Raw genomic sequence first — 19,597 nt, forward strand, 5'->3', positions numbered from 1 at the left:
GGAGCCGCAGCCGCGATGGCCCGCCGCAGCACGAAGACCCCGCCGCCGGACGACTTCGAGGAGAGGATCCTCGACATCGACGTCGTCGACGAGATGCAGGGTTCCTTCCTCGAGTACGCGTATTCGGTCATCTACTCGCGCGCCCTGCCGGACGCCCGCGACGGTCTCAAGCCCGTGCACCGCCGCATCCTGTACCAGATGAACGAGATGGGGCTCCGGCCCGATCGCGGATACGTCAAGTGCGCCCGCGTCGTCGGCGAGGTGATGGGTAAGCTCCATCCGCACGGCGACGCGTCGATCTACGACGCCCTGGTGCGCATGGCACAACCGTTCTCGATGCGGCTGCCGCTCGTCGACGGCCACGGCAACTTCGGTTCGCTGGGCAATGACGACCCGCCCGCCGCGATGCGGTACACCGAGTGCCGAATGGCGTCCGCGACGTCCCTGATGACGGAGTCCATCGACGAGGACACCGTCGACTTCGCGCCGAATTACGACGGCCAGGAGCAGGAACCGGTCGCCCTCCCTGCCGCGTATCCGAACCTCCTGGTCAACGGCGCTTCCGGCATCGCCGTCGGTATGGCGACGAACATGCCGCCGCACAACCTGGGCGAGGTCATCGCCGCGGCCCGCCATCTGATCAAGCATCCGAACGCCGACCTCGACACCCTGATGCGCTTCGTGCCGGGTCCGGATCTGCCGACGGGCGGCCGGATCGTGGGCCTCGGCGGCGTACGGGACGCGTACGAGAAGGGCCGCGGCACGTTCAAGATCCGCGCGACGGTCACGGTGGAGAACGTCACCGCCCGCCGCAAGGGCCTGGTCGTCACCGAACTCCCCTTCACGGTCGGCCCCGAGAAGGTCATCTCCAAGATCAAGGACCTGGTCGGTTCGAAGAGGCTCCAGGGCATCGCGGACGTCAAGGACCTCACCGACCGCGAGCACGGCCTGCGGCTGGTGATCGAGGTCAAGAACGGCTTCAACCCCGAGGCCGTATTGGAGCAGCTCTACAAGCTCACGCCGATGGAGGAGTCCTTCGGCATCAACAACGTCGCGCTGGTGGACGGCCAGCCGCTGACGCTGGGCCTCAAGGAGCTGCTGGAGGTCTACGTCGACCACCGCTTCAACGTGGTGCGGCGGCGCAGCGAGTACCGGCGCACCAAGCGGCGCGACCGACTCCATCTCGTCGAGGGCCTGCTGACGGCTCTGGTGGACATCGACGAGGTCATCCGGCTCATCCGCTCCAGCGAGAACAGCGCGCAGGCCAAGGAGCGGCTGATCGAGCGCTTCTCGCTGAGCGACATCCAGACGCAGTACATCCTCGACACCCCGCTGCGCCGGCTGACCAAGTTCGACCGGATCGAGCTGGAGTCGGAGCGCGACCGGCTGCAGGACGAGATCGAGAAGCTGACGCAGATCCTGGAGTCGGACGCCGAGCTGCGCAAGCTGGTGTCCGGCGAGCTGGCCGCCGTCGCGAAGAAGTACGGCACGGACAGGCGCACGGTCCTGCTGGAGTCGGCGGGCGCCTCGGTCGGCGCGGTGCCGCTGGAGGTCTCCGACGACCCGTGCCGGGTGCTGCTGTCCTCGACGGGACTGCTGGCCCGTACGGTCACCGCGGACGTGGCCTTCGACGTCGACGCCAAGCGCGTCAAGCACGATGTGATCGTCTCGGCGGTGCCGGCGACGACCCGCGGCGAGGTGGGCGCGGTGACGTCCCTGGGCCGGCTGCTGCGGATCTCGGTGATCGATCTGCCGCAGCTCCCGGAGACCGCGGCGGCGCCCAACCTCTCCGGTGGCGCACAGCTCTCCGAGTTCCTGACGCTGGAGGACGGCGAGGAGCTGATCTGCCTGACCACGCTGGACGAGTCCTCACCGGGCCTGGCGCTCGGCACGGAGCAGGGCGTCGTCAAGCGGGTGGTGCCCGACTACCCCGCCCACAAGGAGGAGTTGGAGGTCATCACCCTCAAGGACGGCGACCGCATCGTGGGCGCGGCCGAGCTGCGCACCGGTGAGGAGGACCTGGTGTTCGTCACCAACGAGGCGCAGTTGCTGCGCTATCCGGCCGCGCAGGTGCGGCCGCAGGGCCGGCCCGCGGGCGGCATGGCGGGCGTCAAGCTGGGCGAGGGCGCGAAGGTGATCGCGTTCGCCGCGGTCGATCCGGCCGCCGAGGCCATGGTGTTCACGGTCGCCGGCTCGCACGGCACGCTGGACGACTCGGTGGCGACGGCCAAGCTCACCCCGTTCGACCAGTATCCGCGCAAGGGAAGGGCGACCGGCGGTGTGCGCTGCCAGCGGTTCCTGAAGGGCGAGGACGTCCTCACGCAGGCCTGGGTCGGGCCGGCTCCGGTGCGGGCCGCGGATGCCAAGGGCGCCCCGGTCGAGATGCTGGATGTGGACCCGCGGCGGGACGGCTCGGGTGTGCCGCTGATGAAGCGGGTGGCGGCGCTGGCGGGGCCGGTGTAGCCAGGGCGGGTGACACTACGGCTGACGCCGTCGGGCCGGGGAGACCGGCCCGACGGCGTCAGCCGTCTTCGGGGTCGTCGGGTGCGGACACGTACCGCAGCACGCCCCACATGCTGTTCGGGTCGGCATCCGACGGTGCGCTCTCCCGGCAGTTGTCCAGCTCCTTGTGGAGGGCCGGTGCGTCGATGCCGCTGCCGATCATGACGAGCTGGGTGCACCGTTCCTCGCCCTTCGGCCACGGTGCGGGGTAGAAGCGCAGGAAGTCGCCGACGGCGTGAACCGTGAACTTCTGGCGGTTCTCCGGTACGTCGAAGTGGACGAAGCCCTTGATGCGGTAGAGGCCGGCGGGGCGGCTGTCGAGGAAGTCCATGAGGCGGCGCGGGTGCATCGGCTCGGCGGAGGTGAACTCCACGCTCTGGTAGGCCGTATGGAAGTGACCGCCGTGGTGGCAGTGTCCCGGCTGGTCGCACTGGTCGTCCGAGCCATGCGCGGGGGCCGCGTTCGCCGCGGTCTCGCGCAGCAGATCCTCGAAGGACAGCTGGCGCACGGCCGCGTCGTGGTCGTCCCCCGGGCCGCGGTCGAAGAACAGCTCGGGGTCGATCCGGCCGTACGCCGTGCAGATCACGGGCCGGCCGGGAGCGAGGTTCGCGAGGGTGTCCATGAGGTGGTTCCGCGCCGCGTCGCCGATGCGGTCGGCCTTGTTGAGCACCACTATGTCGGCGATGCCCACATGCCGGTCCAGTTCGGGATGCCGAGCCCTGGTGTTCTCGAACTCCGCGGCGTCGACGACCTCGATCAGCCCGCCGTAGACGATCCGGTCGTTGTCGCTGGCGAGGATCATCCGGATGAGTTCCTGGGGCTCTGCCAGCCCGCTGGCCTCGATGACGATCACGTCGATCCGGGCGGCGGGGCGGGCCAGGCGTTCCAGGTAGGTGTCCAGTTCGCTGGTGTCCACCGCACAGCACAGACAGCCGTTGCCGAGCGAAACCATCGAGTCCACCTGCCCGGCAACGGTCATGGCGTCGATCTCGATGCTGCCGAAGTCATTGACGATCGCGCCGATACGGGTGCCGTCGCCGTTGCCGAGCAGGTGGTTGAGCAGCGTGGTCTTGCCCGACCCTAGGAAGCCCGCGAGGACGACGACCGGGATCTGTTGCGGGGCCAAGGGACGCCTCCATGGTGCGGGTGGCGGGCCGCACGGACCGGCGGCGGACGAGCTGTCGATCGTAACGGAACACCGGTGGCACGAGCCCGGCTCCGCCCCGCACCGCCGGCGGGCCTACCGGCTAGCGGGGCGCGAGGACAGGCAGCGGCTGCGGCGGGGGCGGGCCGACGTAGCGGGCCGCGGGACGAATGATCTTCGAGTCCTCGGCCTGTTCCAGGATGTTGGTGCTCCAGCCCACCACACGGGCCGCGCAGAAGGTGGGCGTGAACATCTCGCGCGGCAGCCCGCACAGCTCCATGACGACCCCCGCGTAGAGCTCCACATTGGTGTGCAGCTCACGACCGGGCTTGAGCTCGGCCAGCAGCTCTTCGACCCTCGCCTCCACCTGGACGGCGAATTCCACCAGGGGTCCCCCGAGCTGCTGGGCGATCCCTCGCAGCATCCTGGAGCGGGGGTCCTCGGTGCGGTAGACGGAGTGGCCGAACCCCATGATCCGTTCCCCGCTCAGGACGCGGCCACGGATCCAGGAGTCGATGCGGTCGGGTGTGCCGATGGCATCGAGCATGTCCAGGGCCCGGCTCGGCGCGCCGCCGTGCAGCGGCCCGGAGAGCGCACCGATGGCACCGACGAGGCAGGCCGTGAGGTCGGCACCGGTGGAGGCGATGACGCGTGCGGTGAAGGTCGAGGCGTTGAAGCCGTGGTCGATGGTGGAGATCAGGTAGGCCTCGATCGCCCGCACCCGCTCGGGCTCTGGCTCGGCGCCGGTGAGCATGTAGAGGTAGTTGGCGGCGTGGCTCAGATCCGCGCGAGGCTCGACGGGCTGCAGGCCCTTACCGAGCCGGTGCAGCGCAGTGACCAGGGTCGGTACGGCGGCACACGCGGCGAGCGCGTCGGCGCGTCGGTGGTCGGCGTCGATGTCGTACAGCGGCCGGAGGCCGGCCGTCGCGCCGAGCAGGGACAGCGCGGTGCGCAGCCCGGCGAGTGGGCCGGAGAGCACACCGGCATGGGCGAGGGCGGGCAGCGCCTCGCGTACGGCTACGGGCAGCGTGCGCAGAGCGGCGGTCTCGGCGCGGAAAGCCTCGAGCTGCGCGGCATCGGGCAGCTCCCCGTGGAACATCAGGTACCAGACGTCCTCGAACGTCCTGGCCGTCGCCAGCTCGACGGCGGAGTACTGGCGGTAGTGGTAGAAGCCCTCGACGCCCCGGACGTCGCCCACTTGGGTCTCGGTGACGATGACGCCCGAAAGCCCGCGGGGCACGTCGATCGGTGTAGTCGCCTCGGCGCTCGCCATGGCTGGTCTCCTCGTTCTTCCTCACCCGAATATTGATCCGACTGTCCATGCTTGACTCAAGTATTGTCAATATTGATTGAGTCAATATGGATGAGTCTGGATACGGTGACCTCATGGCGGATCGAGACACGACGCAGGACCCGGGCGGACAGCGACTGAGCACTCGAGAGGCAGCCGATCGGCTGGGTGTGAAACCGGAGACGGTGTACGCCTATGTCAGCCGCGGCCAGCTGACCAGCCGACGCGAGCCGGGCACCCGTGGCAGCACCTTCGACGCCACGGAGGTCGACGCGCTCGCCCGCCGCGCAGGCCGCCGAGAACCATCCGCCTCCGGCAACGGGTTGGCCGTCCGAACCGGCATCACCCTGATCGACCGCGGCCATTGCTACTACCGCGGCGTCGACACCTCGGAACTCGCCACCCACTACAGCTACGAGGAAGTCGCCGAGTGGCTATGGACCGGCGAACTACGCCCCGGCATCCGCTTCACGGCGTCGCAGGAAGCACTGTCCGCCGCCCACCGCGCCGTAGCGTCACTGCCGGCCCACAGCGGCCCGATGGACCGTCTACGGGTCGCCTTGATCGCCGCGGCGGCCGCCGACCCGCTCCGCTTCGACCTGTCCGAGGACGCCGTCGTCGGCACCGCCCGCACCCTCATCCCCACCCTCGTCGACGCCTTGCCGTCACACGCCCCGAAGCAGCGCGCTGCCGACTCCCTCGCCACGCGCCTCTGGTCGCGGCTGACCTCACAACCCGCCGACGCCGCCGCCCTCCGCGTCCTGGACGCCGCACTGGTCCTCCTCATCGACCACGACCTCGCCGCCTCGACGTGCGCCGCACGGGTCGCTGCCTCCGCCCGCGCGCATCCGTACGCGATCGTCTCGGCCGGCTTCGGGGCCCTGGACGGTGTGCTGCACGGCGCAGCGAGCGGACTGGCCCACCGGATGCTGGCAGAGGTACTGGACCGCGGCAGTGCGGCCGCCGTGGTCGCGGACCATCTGCGGACCGGCCACCAGGTCCCGGGGCTCGGGCACCTCCTCTACCCGGGGGAGGATCCCCGGGCCCGCACCCTGTTCCGGCTCCTGGAAGACGTATCGCAGGCCCGTCCCGCCTTGCATGCCGCCCGCCAAGTGATCACCACCACAGCCCGGCACACGGAGCTGCACGCCAACGTCGACCTGGCACTGGCTGTACTGACCGTCTCGACGGACATGCCGGCGGAAGCAGGCGAGACGATCTTCGCCATTGCCCGCACCGCGGGGTGGATCGCGCACGCCCTGGAAGAATACGCCGAACCGCCCCTCCGCATGCGCCCCAGCGGGCAGTACAACGGCCCCCGCGCACCTCAACCGCTGCCCTGACAGAAGGCCGCTGCGGTGCGGTCCACCGGACAGAGCAAGGAGTCCGGCAGCACCGACCCGATGCGGCCTGCCCGGCATCATCGACGCCTCACGCGAAAGGCCACTCGCCATGACCTAAGGGCATTCGGTCCACCATCGCCCCCTACTGGACCCCCACCCGGCATCCAGGGCACGTCAGATGAGGTTAGGCTCACCTATGTGAGTACCTGCGCCACCACTTCTCGTGAATCGGCCGAATCTCTCGCCGGGACCGCGGCCCTTGCCCGAACCTGGCTGCTCATCGAGCAGCCGGGGCCCTGGGGCGTCCATGCGCTGACGGACAGTCACCTCGACCCTGACGTCGGCCGGGCCCTGGAGTCCGCGGCAGAAGGAACGGGCGTACGCGTCGCTCTGATCCGCCGACCGGGACGTCCTGCCGACCGCCACGGCTCTCCCCGGCGGCGGCTGTTCCTCGCGCACACCGCGCCGGGACGCTCCTGGATCCGCACGACCACTGTCACCGACCCCCGCGCGGCTCTCGGGCTGGACTTCGCGGCCCTGGGCGCGGGAGAGCATCACGGCCTCTGGGAGCCGTACATCGGTGAGCCGCTGGTCCTTGTGTGCACCAACGGCAAGCGGGACCGCTGCTGCGCCCTGCTCGGCCGTCCCCTTGCCGCCGAGCTCGCCGCGAGCGGAACCCAGGCTTGGGAGGTCACCCACATCGGGGGACACCGCTTCTCGCCCACCCTTTTCGTTCTCCCCTACGGCTACGCCTACGGACGAGCCTCGGCCCCCTTGGTCAAGGAGGCCGTGGAGTCGGCGCGCGACGGACGGATCACGGTGGACCACGCCCGTGGCCGCTCGGCCTGGGACCGGCCGGGCCAGGCCGCTGACCTCGCGGTCCGTGAGCTCATCGGGGAAGACCTGGCGGACGCACTCGACGTCGTACGGACCGACGCGGTGTGGCCCGAACCGAAGGCGGCCGACAGGCTGTCGTCCGACAATACGGCCATCACCGGAGCCTCCGCCGCCTGGGCGGTTACCGTTGCGCACGCCGACGGCCGCATGTGGCGGGTCATCGTCGAACAGCGGGCCGATGGTGCTCCGGCGCCCGCTAGCTGTGGTGCACCGCTCGGTCCACCTGCGCGTATGGCGGTTGCCTCCATCAGCGCGGCGGAACTCTCGATCAGCACGGCCGGCGGCATCTCTCACAGGACGGCCCAGACCGTCGGCAGGTGACCTGACCAAATCCTCCCCTAGCTCACTGGGGACCTCACCGCCCCGCACCCTCCCACCCCGCGTTCCCGGTCCGGGAGACAGACGCGGCCTCTCGTGTGTGCCGAGCCGCCGCCCTTTCCGAAGCCGGCGGTCACCGCGCCCACATGAAGCCCCGCTGTCTGCGCGGCCACCATCCGGCAGCGGGCGGCTGCCCCACGACCAGCTGAGACGGCAGACCAAACGCACCGACCAGCTGCACCGGGTCCGCCCGCTCGAGGCCCGCCGACCGAACCGAAGACAACCCGCCCTCTCCCACGACCTGCGCCACACCCCGTGGTGCTCCCCCGTAGACCGCATAACCGCTCCCCTCCCCGCGCACCATCGCGCGCCTCGTGCTGACCTCGGCCAGCCCCTCGCCGCTGGCCCGAGACCGCCCCATCTGCTCACCACGCGAGGTTACGCGCGCACAATCCGCGACCAAAAGGCCTGTGGATAACCTCGCCCGACCCGCGCCTCCCCCTCATTGACGCGCATCTGACCTGCCCTTTCGTCGGCGGAGCCAGTCGTGCGTCTGTCAACGGCCAGCGGTAGATGGCGACTCAGATGCGCCGATGGCATCTCGCGGGGAATGGGAATCGCACGTATCTCGCGCAAGAAGCGAGAGCCACGCGCCCGAGCCCCGAGCGAGCCGCACCCGCGAAGCAGCCGTGATCCCCGACATCGCCATTGCGGTGCTTGCAGGTCCAGCAACGTGGGCGGCCACGAGGGCGTAGACGTTTCTCATGTCGTGCTCGCCTCAGCCCAGCCAGCAGCACGCGCCGCGAACCAGGGGATCACGCTGCATCGAAGCGACCGTCCAGTCGTCGCCCGGACACCCTCCGAATTCTCCCCGTCAGGGATTACCGGCCAGCCCATCCCCACGCTTACTGTTCGTTCGTATGGGCGAGAAGGAAGCGTCGATTCCGCGCCCGAGCGCCGCAGAGCCCTCGGGTTCCGCGCCATTCGCCATTGGGCCGACCACCGACACCGCCCACGACAAACCGGTCAGCGGCGCGCACACACTCCACGGACGGCCGGCAGCCGATACCCCGGCCCCGGCTCCCCCCGGACCAGCCGGCCCAGCGCCTCGCCGGACGCGACCGCGGCTGGGATGGCCGCGACGGGTCTTCTCTCAGGTGCTGATGGTGCAGCTGGCCATCGCTACCGGTGTCATCGCCCTGGCGACCGGTCTGTTCCTCGCCCCGCTCAGTGCACAGCTCGATGATCAGGCGATGCGCCGCGCTCTCGCCATCGCACAAACCACCGCGGCTGAGCCCCACCTCGACGATGCCCTGGAGTCCTCCCGTCCCTCGCGCCACGGCCCCGTCCAGAACGAAGCGGAGCGGATTCGTGCCGCCACCGGCGCCGAATACGTAGTGATCATGGACAAGCGGGGCGTGCGCTGGTCCCACACCGACCCGGACGAGATCGGACACCACGTCTCGACCGACCCCAGCGTCGCACTCTCCGGCCAAGAGGTGATGCAGATCGATGAGGGCACTCTGGGCCGGTCGGCACGCGGCAAGGTCCCGCTTCGCGACGAGGACGGCAAGGTTGTCGGCGCCGTCTCCGTCGGCATCGCATACGAGAGCGTCCAGGAACGTCTGCTCTCCACCGTCCCCCAGTTGCTGGCCTACGCGGGCGGGGTGCTCGCTGTGGGAGCGCTCGCCGCCTATCTCGTCGCCCGCCGGCTCCAGCGTCGGACCCACGACCTGGCGTTCTCCGACATCTCCGCGCTGCTAGTCGAGCGGGAGGCCATGCTGCACGGCATCCGGGAAGGCTTCCTCGCGCTCGACAAAAACGGCCACATCCGCCTGATGAACGACGAGGCGCAGCGCCTGCTGGATCTCCGTGCCGAGGACACCGGCCGCCCCCTGGACGCGGCCCTTCCTCCGGGCCGTACCACGGACGTCCTGACCGGCCGCGCTTCGGGGGCGGACCTGCTGGCTGTCAGCGGGCACCGGGTCCTGGTGGCGAACCGGATGCCGACCGACGACGGTGGTGCCGTGGTCACCCTGCGCGACCGTACCGAGCTGGAGCGGCTGGGGCGCGAGCTGGACGGCACCCGTGGCCTCATCGATGCCCTCCGCGCTCAGGACCACGAGCACGCCAACCGGCTGCACACCCTCCTCGGCCTGCTCGAGCTCGGGCTGCACGAGGAGGCGGCGGAGTTTGTGACGCAGGCCGTGGGCGTGCATCGGGCGACCGCCGAGCAGGTCACCGAGCGCATCCACGATCCGCTGCTGGCCGCACTCCTGGTGGGGAAGGCCACCGTCGCCACCGAGCGCGGCGCTTCCCTGAGCATCTCTCCCCGTACACACCTGCCTGATCGCCTGGTCGACCCGCACAGCCTGGTCACCATCCTCGGCAACCTCGTCGACAACGCACTGGACGCCACGTCGGGTGAGCGCGACGCGCAGCTGGAAGCGGAGGTCCGCGCCGAAGGCGGCACCGCCATCGTGCGCGTCAGCGACAACGGCCCCGGCGTGCCCGAGGAGCGTCGTTCGGAGATCTTCACCGAAGGCTGGACGACCAAGGAACCGCCGCGCCACGGGCAGCGTGGCATCGGCCTGGCGCTGGTACGGCGTCTCGCTGAGCGCTACGGAGGCAGCGCCCAGGTCGGCGAACGCCCCGGTGGCGGTGCAGTTTTCACGGTGACAGTCCCCGATGCACTATCCGAGGAGCTTTCCGGAGCGTGTGGAACAGCGCCCCAGGAGACAGTCACGGAAACCCACGCCCCCAGACGGGCCGAAGCACGCACCCAGGGCCCTGAAGGCGCCACGGAGGCCGGCCAATGATCGACGTTCTGGTCGTGGACGACGATGTACACGTCGCGAAGATCAATGCGGCCTATGTCTCCAAGGTCGAGGGCTTCCGCGTCAGTTGCCTGGCACACACGGCCGCTGGCGCCCTCACAGCCCTGGAGACGCACCACGTCGATCTGATCCTCCTGGACCACTACCTCCCCGACGGGACAGGGCTCCAACTGGTCGGCGACCTGCGGCGGCGCGGCCTGTTCACCGACGTCATCATGGTGACGGCAGCTCGCGACATCGCCACCGTGCAGGCCGCGATGCGCCACGGTGCGCTGCAATACCTGGTCAAGCCGTTCACCTTCGCAGGGCTGCGCTCCAAGCTGATGGGCTACGCGGCACTGCACCGTACGTTTGCGGGAGGCGGGCAGGCGGAGCAATCGGAAGTGGACCGGATCTTCGGGACGTTGGGGGCCGCCAACGCGGGCTCGGCAGAGTTGCCGAAGGGCCACTCCACCGCTACTGCCGACCGCGTGCGCTCGGTGCTGCGCTCCGCGGACGCCCCGCTGTCGGCGCAGGCCGTCGCGCTCCAGGCGGGGCTGAGCCGCCAGACCGCCCAGCGCTACCTCAAACTGCTGGAACGCGCCGGGCGGGTACGTCTGACGCTCAAGTACGGCGAGACCGGCCGCCCCGAGCACCGCTACGAGTGGGTTTAGCCGGAGGACCAGCGCCACGCGGAGGCAAGGTGCACCGGGGGCCGAGAACCCGTACATGCGGGCGGGGCGTGGCAACCATTCCCTGCACGGTTGCCACGCCCCGCCTGTGCCGTTCCATGGTCAGGGCCGTCCGCCCCTGACACGTCAAACGGCCTTAGACAGCCCCCGCCCCCGTCAGCGCCCGTACCTCGGTCTCCGCATGCCGTGCCTCGTCGGCGACCTCCGGGGAGAGCACGGTTCCCAGCCAGCCCATCAGGAAGCCCAGCGGAATCGATACGACACCGGGGTTGTCGAGCGGGAAGAAGGCAAAGTTCATTCCGGGGAAGAGCGACTCCTGGCTACCGGAGACCACTGGGGAGAGGGTGACCAGGGTGATCGCCGGAATCAGGCCGCCGTATACGGACCAGACCGCGCCCCGGGTCGTGAAGCGGCGCCAGAAGAGCGTGTACAGCAGGACCGGCAGATTGGCCGATGCGGCTACGGCGAAGGCCAGGCCCACGAGGAAGGCGACATTCAGGTCCTGGGCGAGCAGGGCGAGTCCGATAGCGACAGCGCCGACGGCCACGGCCGCGATACGGGCCACGGCCACCTCGGCGCGCTGGGCGTCCTGCACCGTGCCGCGCTGACGCCGTAGCGAGGCATACAGGTCGTGCGCGACGGACGCCGACGAGGCGAGCGTGATGCCGGCGACCACGGCCAGGATGGTGGCGAACGCTACCGCGGCCACCACGGCGAAGAGCACCGTGCCGCCGGTCGAACCGGCACCGCCGCCCAAATCGAGGGCCAGCAGTGGGACGGCGGTGTTGCCGGCCGTATTGGACGTCCGGACGGCGTCGCTGCCGAGAACCGCCGCGGCACCGAAGCCGAGCACGATGGTCATCAGGTAGAAGCCGCCGATCAGCCCGATGGACCAGACGACGGATCGACGGGCTGAGCGGGCCGTGGGGACGGTGTAGAAGCGGGAAAGGATGTGCGGGAGCCCGGCGGTGCCGAGGACGAGCGCGATGCCGAGGCTGATGAAGTCCAGCCGGGAGGTCCACCCCCCACCGTATTTGAGGCCCGGCGCGAGGAAGTCACGGCCGTGACCGCTGCGTGCGGCGGCGGTGTTCAGCAGTGTGTTGAAGTCACCGTGAAACCGGATCAGTACCAGGACGGTCAGGGCAATGGCGCCTCCCATGAGAAGCACGGCCTTGACGATCTGGATCCAGGTCGTGGCACGCATCCCGCCGAAGGCGACGTAGACCACCATCAAGGCACCGACCCCGATCACCATCCAGGTACGTGCCTGCTGGCCCGCGCCCCCCAGGAGCAGGGCGACGAGACTGCCTGCCCCGACCATCTGCGCCACCAGATAGAGCACCGACACCGTGACGGAGGCCGCGCCGGCCGCGATACGGACGGGCCGTTCCCGCATCCGGGCTGCGACGACATCGGCAAGGGTGAATCTGCCGCAATTGCGGACGAGTTCGGCGACAAGGAAGAGGACGACGAGCCAGGCCACGAGGAAGCCGACCGAGTACAACAGGCCGTCGTAGCCGAAGAGGGCAATCAGTCCGGAGATTCCGAGGAAGGAGGCAGCGGACATGTAGTCACCCGCGATGGCGAAACCGTTCTCCATCGGGGAGAAGAGCCTTCCGCCCGCGTAGAACTCCTCTGCGGAGCCGTGCCGGCGACGGCTCACCCAGGTGGTGATCGCCAGAGTGACGGCGATGAACACGCTGAACAGGACCAATGCGAGGGTCTGGTGGTCGTCGGTCACCGGACGTTCCCTCCGGTGAGTTCCTGGGTTTCCCAGCGGATGTCGAGCGCCGCGCTGTCCCTGCGCAGCCGGGCGTGGCGCGCGTAGGCCCAGGTGAGCAGGAACGTGGTGGCGAACTGACCGAGTCCGGCGAGCATCGCGACGTTCAGGGCGCCGGCGACGCGGTGGGCCATCAGCCCGGGCGCGGCGGTCGCCGCAATCACATAGGCGAGGTACCAGGCCAGGAAGATCGCCGTACCGGGCAGCACGAAATGCCGGTAGCGGCGGCGCACCTCCTGGAACGCCGCGCTTCGCTGCACCGCAAGATAAATCTCGTCATGCGCGGCGGGCCGTTGTTCCGCCACCGGAACCGGTGCCGACTCGGGTGGCTGCCCGCTGCCCCACTCGCCCGCTGCCTCCGCTGCGCCGTCCGCTTCGCCCCACCCGGAGGCGAGAGCGTCGTACCAGGGGTCGTCGAGCCGTACGCCCCCTGGCTCACCGGCCGAGCGGCCGTCCTGCTTGTCCACCGAACTCTCCTTGGTGCACGGGTCTGTTGTCCGTGCGACCCAAGGTTGGACAGAAAGGAAGATCCGGGACGCTTCATTCCGAACCCTTCACCCCATCAGGTGATGAGCTACCTGGGCGGCCGTGCCAGGCCGTGGCGGTACGCGTAGTGGATGGCTTGGGCGCGGTCCCGCAACCCGGCTTTGGCGAAAAGGTTGTTGATGTGGGTCTTCACTGTGGCCGTGGAGACGTGCAGCGTGCCCGCGATCTCCGGATTGGACTGGCCCTCGGCGACCAGACGCAGCACCTCCAGCTCGCGGGCCGTCAGGCCGTCCGGAGCATCGTCCGAAGGCTGCGGCAGGGGCCGCGCAGGCTCGGTGAAGCGCTCGAGCAGTCTGCGTTGGATCTTGGGCGACAGGCCGGCTTCGCCCGAGAGCACATCGTCAATGGCCCGGACGATCTCGTCGCCGTCCGCGTCCTTGGTCAGATAGCCCCGGGCCCCGGCCTGCAGCGCCGGAAAGAGCGAGTCGTCGTCCGCATAGGTGGTGAGCACCACGACCTGGGTACCGGGGTGCTCGGCTCGGATGCGCCGGGTGGCCTCGACACCGTCACAGCGCGGCATCCGCAGGTCCATCAGCACGACGTCGGGATCGAGTTCGGCGACGAGGCGGACCGCATCCGCGCCGTCCGCGGCAGAGCCGACGACCTCGATGCCCGGCAGCAGCCCTAGCAGCATCACGATTCCCTCGCGCACCACCGTCTGGTCATCGGCGACCACTACCCGTGTCACTGTGCGTGCCGTCATGCGGGCACCCGCAGCCGCACCACGAAACCCTCCTGATCGGGGCCGGAATCCAGCGTTCCACCGAGGAGTTCGGCGCGCTCCCGCATCCCGAGCAGACCGTATCCGGAGCCGCTGCCGGCCAGCTCGCCGGGCTTGCCGCGGCCGCCGAAGTCACGCACCTCCAGGCCCACGTCGTCCCTCGCGTACTCCAGCCGCACACTCACCCGCGCCCCCGGGGCGTGCTTGCGCACGTTCGTCAGTGCCTCCTGGGCGACCCGGCGGATCGCGAGGCCCGCCTCCACCGGCAGGGCGCGCCCCTCGCCCTCCACCTCCAGCCGAACGCCCTCAGCGGCCGTCAGGCGGCGCAGAAAGTCCTCGACCGGGATCACCTCCCCGCGCAGCGCGGAAAGCGCTTCACGGGTACCGTCCAGCCCTTCACGGGCCATCCCCCGGCACGCCACCACCCGGTCCAGGAGCTGATCACGGTCGGCCTCGAGATCGGTGCTGCGCTGGATCAGCAGCCGCGCCGCTTCCAGGTGCACGAGCTGGGCGCTCAGGCTGTGGGCGAGGACGTCGTGGATCTCCCGTGCGATCCGTCCGCGTTCGGTGAGCGCCGCAGACTCGGCCTCCGCCTTGCGGGCAGCCCGTTCCTGAGCCAGGAGCCGCTGGGCGTTGCCGCGCGCCTCGGCATCCTGGCGTACGACATAGCCGGCCAGCGCCAGCCCCACGGTGGTCGCGGTGGTCGCGATCCAATTGTCGTGGTCCATTGCCGCGAACGCCCCCAGAGCCGCGGCGGAGCACGGCACCGCGGCGTTCAGCGGCAGCCGCTCCATGGCGACGACAGCGCAGGCGCACCACAGGACGATCGCGGGCGTCGGCGCCCCGGCGAACGCGAAGCCGAAGGCAGCCGCCTCCAGTACGGCGAACAGCCCGATCGACGGCCACAGACGGCGTGCCAGCGTCATACGGAAGAAGCCGCGGAAGACCAGGAGGCTGACGGCCATGCCGGCACACGCCGCCACCCGGCCCCAGCCGCTGAAGCCCGGCCCCCTCAGGGTGATCCACACCAGGAAGGCGACGACCACGACGCGCACCGCTCGGCCGACCCATACCCGGGCGCCGCTGATGCCCTCACGGGAGAGTGACTCCCGCAGGGGCCAGCTCGTCCAGGAGTTCATCGGCACGTACGGTCCTTCCCGGGGCGCGGGGGAGGCGTCAGCCCACAACAGGGACACGGTACGTCTGCTGCAGGGCCTGGGCGCGCCAGGCGGTGGCACCGGCACGGGTCAGCAGCATCGCACCAATGGAGAGCATGGTGGCCGCGCTGCCCTGGTGGATCCCCATGGCCGCCGCGATGCCCATGAGGCCGAGCCGCAGCGCCATGCCGCAAAGCCACACGCCGGCGGCCGCCCAGCCTCCTTTGCTCCACACCGCACCGTCCGCGTCCGTCCAGATACGTGTCGTCCAGGCCCAGCCGACGCCGCAGGCCAGCCCGATGAGGATCTCCACGCCGAGCAGGACGGCGGACGCCATGTGGTGCCCGGGATCCAGAAGACCGGGCTGCCGTACTGCCAGGGCCATCAGAACGACCGGAACCAGCCATGTCTTCTTGCCCTCCGATGTGACGCGCCGCGCCGTGAACTGCCGGATGCACACCCATGCAACCGCCGCGGTGATCACAACGATGTTGAGCAAGCCACTCATGACGCAGGCCCTCCGTGGGACGGAAATTCGATGTGCCCGACGCTACGGAGCGGCACCGGCGGCCGGATCGGAGCCAGGGTGGGGGCCGGGTGGAAATGCCGACGGGCGCCCGTCCACCCAGGGGTGGAGAGGCGCCCGTCGGGAGCTGCTGACCGGTCAGGTGTCGATGCGCGAACGGTCCAGAGTGGAGGCGGAGTTGGTGATGAACTCCTTACGGGGCGCGACTTCGTTGCCCATGAGGAGGTCGAAGGCCTTCTCCGCCGCTTCGAGATCGCTGATGTTGATCCGGCGCAGAGTGCGGTGGCGCGGATCCATGGTCGTCTCGGCGAGCTGATCGGCGTCCATCTCACCCAGGCCCTTGTAGCGCTGGATGCTGTCCTTGTAGCGGACCTTCTTGCGCTGGAGCTCGAGCAGCGTCTGGCGCAGCTCGTTGTCCGAGTAGGTGTAGATGTACTTCTCCTGGCCCTTCTTGGGGTTGATCAGTTCCACACGGTGCAGCGGCGGAACGGCGGAGAAGACCCGGCCCTGCTCGACCATGGGCCGCATGTAGCGCTGGAACAGCGTCAGCAGCAGGCAGCGGATGTGCGCGCCGTCGACGTCCGCGTCGGCCAGGAAGATGACCTTGCCGTAGCGGGCGGTGTCGATGTCGAAGGTGCGGCCGGAACCGGCTCCTATGACCTGGATGATGGCGCCGCACTCGGCGTTCTTGAGCATGTCCGAAACCGATGACTTCTGGACATTCAGGATCTTGCCGCGGATGGGCAGCAGCGCCTGGAATTCCGAGTTCCGGGCCAGTTTCGCGGTGCCCAGCGCCGAGTCGCCCTCGACGATGAAGAGTTCGCTGCGGTCGACGTCGTCACTGCGGCAGTCCGCGAGCTTGGCCGGCAGCGAGGACGACTCCAGCGCCGTCTTCCGCCGCTGGGCCTCCTTGTGCTGACGGGCGGCGATGCGCGTACGGGCCGCGGCGACGATCTTCTCCATGACGGCGCGCGCCTGCTGCTTGTCGTCCCGCTTCGTGGAGGTCAGGAACGACTTGAGTTCCCGGCTCACCACCTGGGCGACGATCCGCGAGGCGGCGGAGGTGCCGAGCACCTCCTTGGTCTGGCCCTCGAACTGCGGCTCCGCGAGTCGTACGGTCACGACGGCGGTGAGGCCCTCCATGGCGTCGTCCTTGACGACGTCGTCCTCGGCGACGCGCAACAGCTTGCTCGACCGCAGCACCTCGTTGATCGTCTTGGCGACCGATCGCTCGAAGCCGGAGACATGGGTGCCGCCCTTGGGCGTCGCGATGATGTTGACGAACGACTTGACCGTCGCGTCGTAGCCGGTGCCCCAGCGCAGCGCGATGTCGACGCCCAGGTCCCGGGTGACCTCGGTCGGTGTCATGTGGCCGCGGTCGTCGAGGACCGGCACCGTCTCCTTGAAGGAGCCCTGGCCGGTCAGCCGGAGCACGTCGCAGACGGCCTTGTCCTGCGCGAGGTACTCACAGAACTCGCTGATGCCGCCGTCGTAGCGGAACGTCTCTTCCGTCTTGCCGGCGCCGTCGATGCCACGCTCGTCGCGGACGACCAGGGTCAGGCCCGGCACGAGGAACGCGGTCTGGCGGGCGCGGGCGTGCAGCGTCTCCAGGGAGAGCTTGGCGTCCTTGAGGAAAATCTGCCGGTCGGCCCAGTAGCGCACCCGGGTGCCGGTCTTCGTCTTGGCGATCCGCTTGCCCTTGAGCAGGCCGTTGCCCGGGTCGAAGGGGGCATCGGGGCCCGATTCGGTGAAGATGCCGGGAACGCCGCGGCGGAAGCTGATCGAGTGCGTCTTGCTGCTGCGGTCCACCTCGACGTCGAGCCGGGCCGAGAGGGCGTTGACGACCGACGCGCCGACGCCGTGCAGACCGCCGGAGGCCGCGTAGGAGCCGCCGCCGAACTTTCCGCCGGCGTGCAGCTTGGTCATCACGACCTCGACGCCACTGAGGCCGGTCTTGGGCTCGACGTCCACGGGAATGCCGCGGCCGTTGTCCCGGACCTCCACCGACCCGTCGTCGTGGAGGATCACCTCGATGTGGTCGCAGTAGCCGCCCAGCGCCTCGTCGACGGAGTTGTCGATGATCTCCCACAGGCAGTGCATCAGGCCGCGACTGTCCGTCGAGCCGATGTACATGCCGGGGCGCTTCCGGACGGCCTCGAGCCCCTCGAGGACGAGCAGATGCCGCGCGGTGTAGTTGGAACCGTCCCGGTCTGCCCCGGTCAGCACTGCGGTGGACGGCACGGACATCTCGGCGGTCACGCGGTTCGCTCCTCGCTGAATTTCTGGCAGCCCGCATTCCGCGGACTCGGTTGTGGCGGTGTCGCCCGTCAGAGGGTACCGAGGCCTGGTAGAGCCGATGTGACGCCACCCGTAAGCATGCCCATGGTAGTAGAATTTCGCTCGTACGTTCGATCCCTCGAAGGGGTGACGTCCTAGTGACGTGCACATCACGTTCCCTTCGAGGCATGAACCATTTAGGCTCCGGGCACGTCCTCATCAACAACCGGCAAGCCAGCCGGGAGGACAGATCCAACAACCAACGTGAATCAGACCACCACGCAATACGGCTCATTCGCCGCCACCCGGCAGCACCCGGCCCCCTCCGAGAATTTTTTCGAGGAAAAGGCACGAGCGGGAACGTTTTCGGCCTGGTTGGATGTTGACCCTGGTACGACAGCTCGTCGAGCTAGAGAAGAGGCGACGTGACTACTGTTCTGACACCCGCGAGCCCGCTGACGGCCGCTGACCGCTGCGACCGCTGCGGCGCCCAGGCATACCTGCGCGTCGTCCTGATGTCCGGCGGAGAACTGCTCTTCTGCGCCCACCACGGTCGCAAGTTCGAGCCAGAACTCAAGAAGATCGCCGCGGAAATACAGGACGAGACGGAGCGGCTGACCGCTTCTCCGGCGTCCGCGTCCGATGAGGAACGCTGACACTTCGCATCCACGACGAGCGAGCAGCGGCTCAACGCCGTATCGCGGGCGGTTCCCCGACACCAACGGGGACACCGCCCGCACTCGTACGCTCACACGCCTCCACCGGCCCCCGCGCCGCTCAGCCCGCCCCGTGTGCGGACACCGCCGGGAGAAGCGCCGAGGCCCGTGTATAGACCCCGGGACTGCCGGCCTGACCGCAGCCGGTCCCCCATGACACCAGGCCCACCAGCCGTCCGCGTACGACCAAGGGCCCGCCGCTGTCCCCCTGGCAAGCATCGCGGCCGCCGTCCGGCGCCCCCGCACACAGCATCGTTCGGGGCTTGTACTTACCGTCGGCGCTGCCGGGATACGCCCGCGCACAGACCGCATCGGGCAGCACATTGACGCGCGCCGCGCGCAGCCGCGACGCATAACTGCCCCCGCCCGTGGTGTCTCCCCACCCGTAGACCGTGGCCGCGTTGCCGGCCCGATAGGCGCTGTCCTGCCGCCCCGCTATCGGGATGGGCCGGTTCGGGACCGGCTTGTCCAGTGTGAGGACAGCCATGTCACCGTCGTTCGTGTAGTTGTTGTAGCGCGGGTTGACCCAGACCTTCGCGGGCTTGAGCTCCTGCCCGCCGCCGCCGCTGAGCTTGTCGCGCCCTATGACGATCCGCAGATCCCGCACCTGCCGCCAGGGGACGCCCAGCACCTCCTTGCTCAGGCAGTGCGCCGCCGTCACCACCGTCGAGTGCCCTACGAGCACGCCGCCGCAGAACTGTCCGGAACGCTGGACTCCGAAGCGCTCGTGGGAGGCCAGCGCCACCGCCCAGGGGCTGTGTGACAGTGGCGCGGGATTTCCGCCGATCACCGACTCGTCCGCAGATGCCGGCGCCGGCAGGGCGAGGACCAGCGCGAGGGCTCCGAGGGCAGCATGTGCGGTCGGACGCAT

General features: G+C 69.4%; 15 protein-coding genes. 6 read left to right on the forward strand and 9 right to left on the reverse strand.

Annotated elements, in window-relative coordinates; translation table 11 throughout:
• Positions 1-15 precede the first annotated feature (15 nt).
• Positions 16-2,463, forward strand: a complete 2,448-nt coding sequence (locus tag AB0411_RS25820; protein WP_366419659.1) for a DNA gyrase/topoisomerase IV subunit A — start codon at positions 16-18, stop codon at positions 2,461-2,463.
• 58 nt (positions 2,464-2,521) lie between these two features.
• On the opposite strand, the gene AB0411_RS25825 is transcribed toward AB0411_RS25820, so the two are convergent.
• Together AB0411_RS25825 and AB0411_RS25830 are read right to left on the reverse strand one after the other, a co-directional pair.
• On the reverse strand, positions 2,522-3,628 hold the full coding sequence (locus tag AB0411_RS25825; RefSeq protein WP_366419660.1) for a CobW family GTP-binding protein: 1,107 nt from the start codon (positions 3,626-3,628) through the stop codon (positions 2,522-2,524).
• Positions 3,629-3,749: 121 nt separating this feature from the next.
• Positions 3,750-4,919 carry a citrate synthase/methylcitrate synthase gene (locus AB0411_RS25830; RefSeq protein ID WP_366419661.1) on the reverse strand — a complete coding sequence of 390 codons (1,170 nt, stop codon included), beginning with the start codon at positions 4,917-4,919 and terminating at the stop codon, positions 3,750-3,752.
• A gap of 113 nt (positions 4,920-5,032) precedes the next feature.
• Between AB0411_RS25830 and AB0411_RS25835 the strand changes: the two genes are divergently transcribed.
• The 4 genes from AB0411_RS25835 to AB0411_RS25850 all read left to right on the forward strand — a co-directional run bounded on the left by AB0411_RS25835 (position 5,033) and on the right by AB0411_RS25850 (position 10,985).
• On the forward strand, positions 5,033-6,280 hold the full coding sequence (locus AB0411_RS25835; RefSeq protein ID WP_366419662.1) for a citrate synthase: 1,248 nt from the start codon (positions 5,033-5,035) through the stop codon (positions 6,278-6,280).
• 198 nt (positions 6,281-6,478) lie between these two features.
• Positions 6,479-7,498, forward strand: a complete 1,020-nt coding sequence (locus AB0411_RS25840) for a sucrase ferredoxin (RefSeq protein WP_366419663.1) — start codon at positions 6,479-6,481, stop codon at positions 7,496-7,498.
• Positions 7,499-8,658: 1,160 nt separating this feature from the next.
• Positions 8,659-10,314 (forward strand): sensor histidine kinase, encoded by a 1,656-nt coding sequence (locus AB0411_RS25845; protein WP_366419664.1) that lies wholly within the window; start codon positions 8,659-8,661, stop codon positions 10,312-10,314.
• Entirely contained in the window at positions 10,311-10,985 is a 675-nt protein-coding gene (locus AB0411_RS25850) for a DUF7342 family protein (protein ID WP_366419665.1), read from the forward strand. Before AB0411_RS25845 ends, AB0411_RS25850 begins: the two co-directional genes overlap by 4 nt.
• A 154-nt stretch (positions 10,986-11,139) precedes the next feature.
• Here AB0411_RS25850 and AB0411_RS25855 read toward each other — a convergent pair whose 3' ends face one another.
• The 6 genes from AB0411_RS25855 to AB0411_RS25880 form a co-directional block, all read right to left on the reverse strand.
• Positions 11,140-12,744 (reverse strand): solute symporter family protein, encoded by a 1,605-nt coding sequence (locus tag AB0411_RS25855; RefSeq protein WP_366419666.1) that lies wholly within the window; start codon positions 12,742-12,744, stop codon positions 11,140-11,142.
• Positions 12,741-13,250: a DUF485 domain-containing protein gene (locus tag AB0411_RS25860; protein WP_366419667.1), complete on the reverse strand. Its 510-nt coding sequence runs from the start codon at positions 13,248-13,250 to the stop codon at positions 12,741-12,743. The genes AB0411_RS25855 and AB0411_RS25860 overlap by 4 nt, the downstream gene beginning before the upstream one ends.
• Positions 13,251-13,357: 107 nt before the next feature.
• The gene (locus AB0411_RS25865) at positions 13,358-14,032 is read right to left on the reverse strand and encodes a response regulator transcription factor (protein WP_366419668.1); all 675 of its coding nucleotides are present in this window, start codon (positions 14,030-14,032) and stop codon (positions 13,358-13,360) included.
• Positions 14,029-15,195, reverse strand: coding sequence for a sensor histidine kinase (locus AB0411_RS25870; RefSeq protein ID WP_366419669.1), 1,167 nt, complete (start codon positions 15,193-15,195; stop codon positions 14,029-14,031). The genes AB0411_RS25865 and AB0411_RS25870 overlap by 4 nt, the downstream gene beginning before the upstream one ends.
• A 31-nt stretch (positions 15,196-15,226) precedes the next feature.
• Positions 15,227-15,715 carry a DUF1453 domain-containing protein gene (locus tag AB0411_RS25875; RefSeq protein WP_366419670.1) on the reverse strand — a complete coding sequence of 163 codons (489 nt, stop codon included), beginning with the start codon at positions 15,713-15,715 and terminating at the stop codon, positions 15,227-15,229.
• A 156-nt stretch (positions 15,716-15,871) separates the two neighbouring features.
• Entirely contained in the window at positions 15,872-17,992 is a 2,121-nt protein-coding gene (locus tag AB0411_RS25880) for a DNA gyrase/topoisomerase IV subunit B (RefSeq protein ID WP_366419671.1), read from the reverse strand.
• A 443-nt stretch (positions 17,993-18,435) separates the two neighbouring features.
• On the opposite strand from AB0411_RS25880, the gene AB0411_RS25885 reads away from it, so the two are divergent.
• A complete protein-coding gene (locus AB0411_RS25885) occupies positions 18,436-18,666 on the forward strand; it encodes a DUF7455 domain-containing protein (RefSeq protein WP_003981845.1) in 231 nt (76 codons plus the stop codon).
• A gap of 121 nt (positions 18,667-18,787) precedes the next feature.
• On the opposite strand, the gene AB0411_RS25890 is transcribed toward AB0411_RS25885, so the two are convergent.
• Positions 18,788-19,597, reverse strand: a complete 810-nt coding sequence (locus tag AB0411_RS25890) for a serine protease (RefSeq protein ID WP_366419672.1) — start codon at positions 19,595-19,597, stop codon at positions 18,788-18,790.

The sequence above is a fragment of the Streptomyces angustmyceticus genome (assembly GCF_040701845.1).
GTDB classification, from domain to species: domain Bacteria; phylum Actinomycetota; class Actinomycetes; order Streptomycetales; family Streptomycetaceae; genus Streptomyces; species Streptomyces angustmyceticus_A.

Excerpts from the sequence above, each read along its gene's own strand:
- AB0411_RS25830 (WP_366419661.1), bottom strand. The coding sequence starts at position 4,919 with ATGGCGAGCGCCGAGGCGACTACACCGATCGACGTGCCCCGCGGGCTT.
- AB0411_RS25865 (WP_366419668.1), bottom strand. The coding sequence starts at position 14,032 with ATGACGGCACGCACAGTGACACGGGTAGTGGTCGCCGATGACCAGACG.
- AB0411_RS25890 (WP_366419672.1), bottom strand. The coding sequence starts at position 19,597 with ATGCGTCCGACCGCACATGCTGCCCTCGGAGCCCTCGCGCTGGTCCTC.
- AB0411_RS25835 (WP_366419662.1), top strand. The coding sequence starts at position 5,033 with ATGGCGGATCGAGACACGACGCAGGACCCGGGCGGACAGCGACTGAGC.
- AB0411_RS25850 (WP_366419665.1), top strand. The coding sequence starts at position 10,311 with ATGATCGACGTTCTGGTCGTGGACGACGATGTACACGTCGCGAAGATC.
- AB0411_RS25845 (WP_366419664.1), top strand. The coding sequence starts at position 8,659 with ATGGTGCAGCTGGCCATCGCTACCGGTGTCATCGCCCTGGCGACCGGT.
- AB0411_RS25820 (WP_366419659.1), top strand. The coding sequence starts at position 16 with ATGGCCCGCCGCAGCACGAAGACCCCGCCGCCGGACGACTTCGAGGAG.
- AB0411_RS25875 (WP_366419670.1), bottom strand. The coding sequence starts at position 15,715 with ATGAGTGGCTTGCTCAACATCGTTGTGATCACCGCGGCGGTTGCATGG.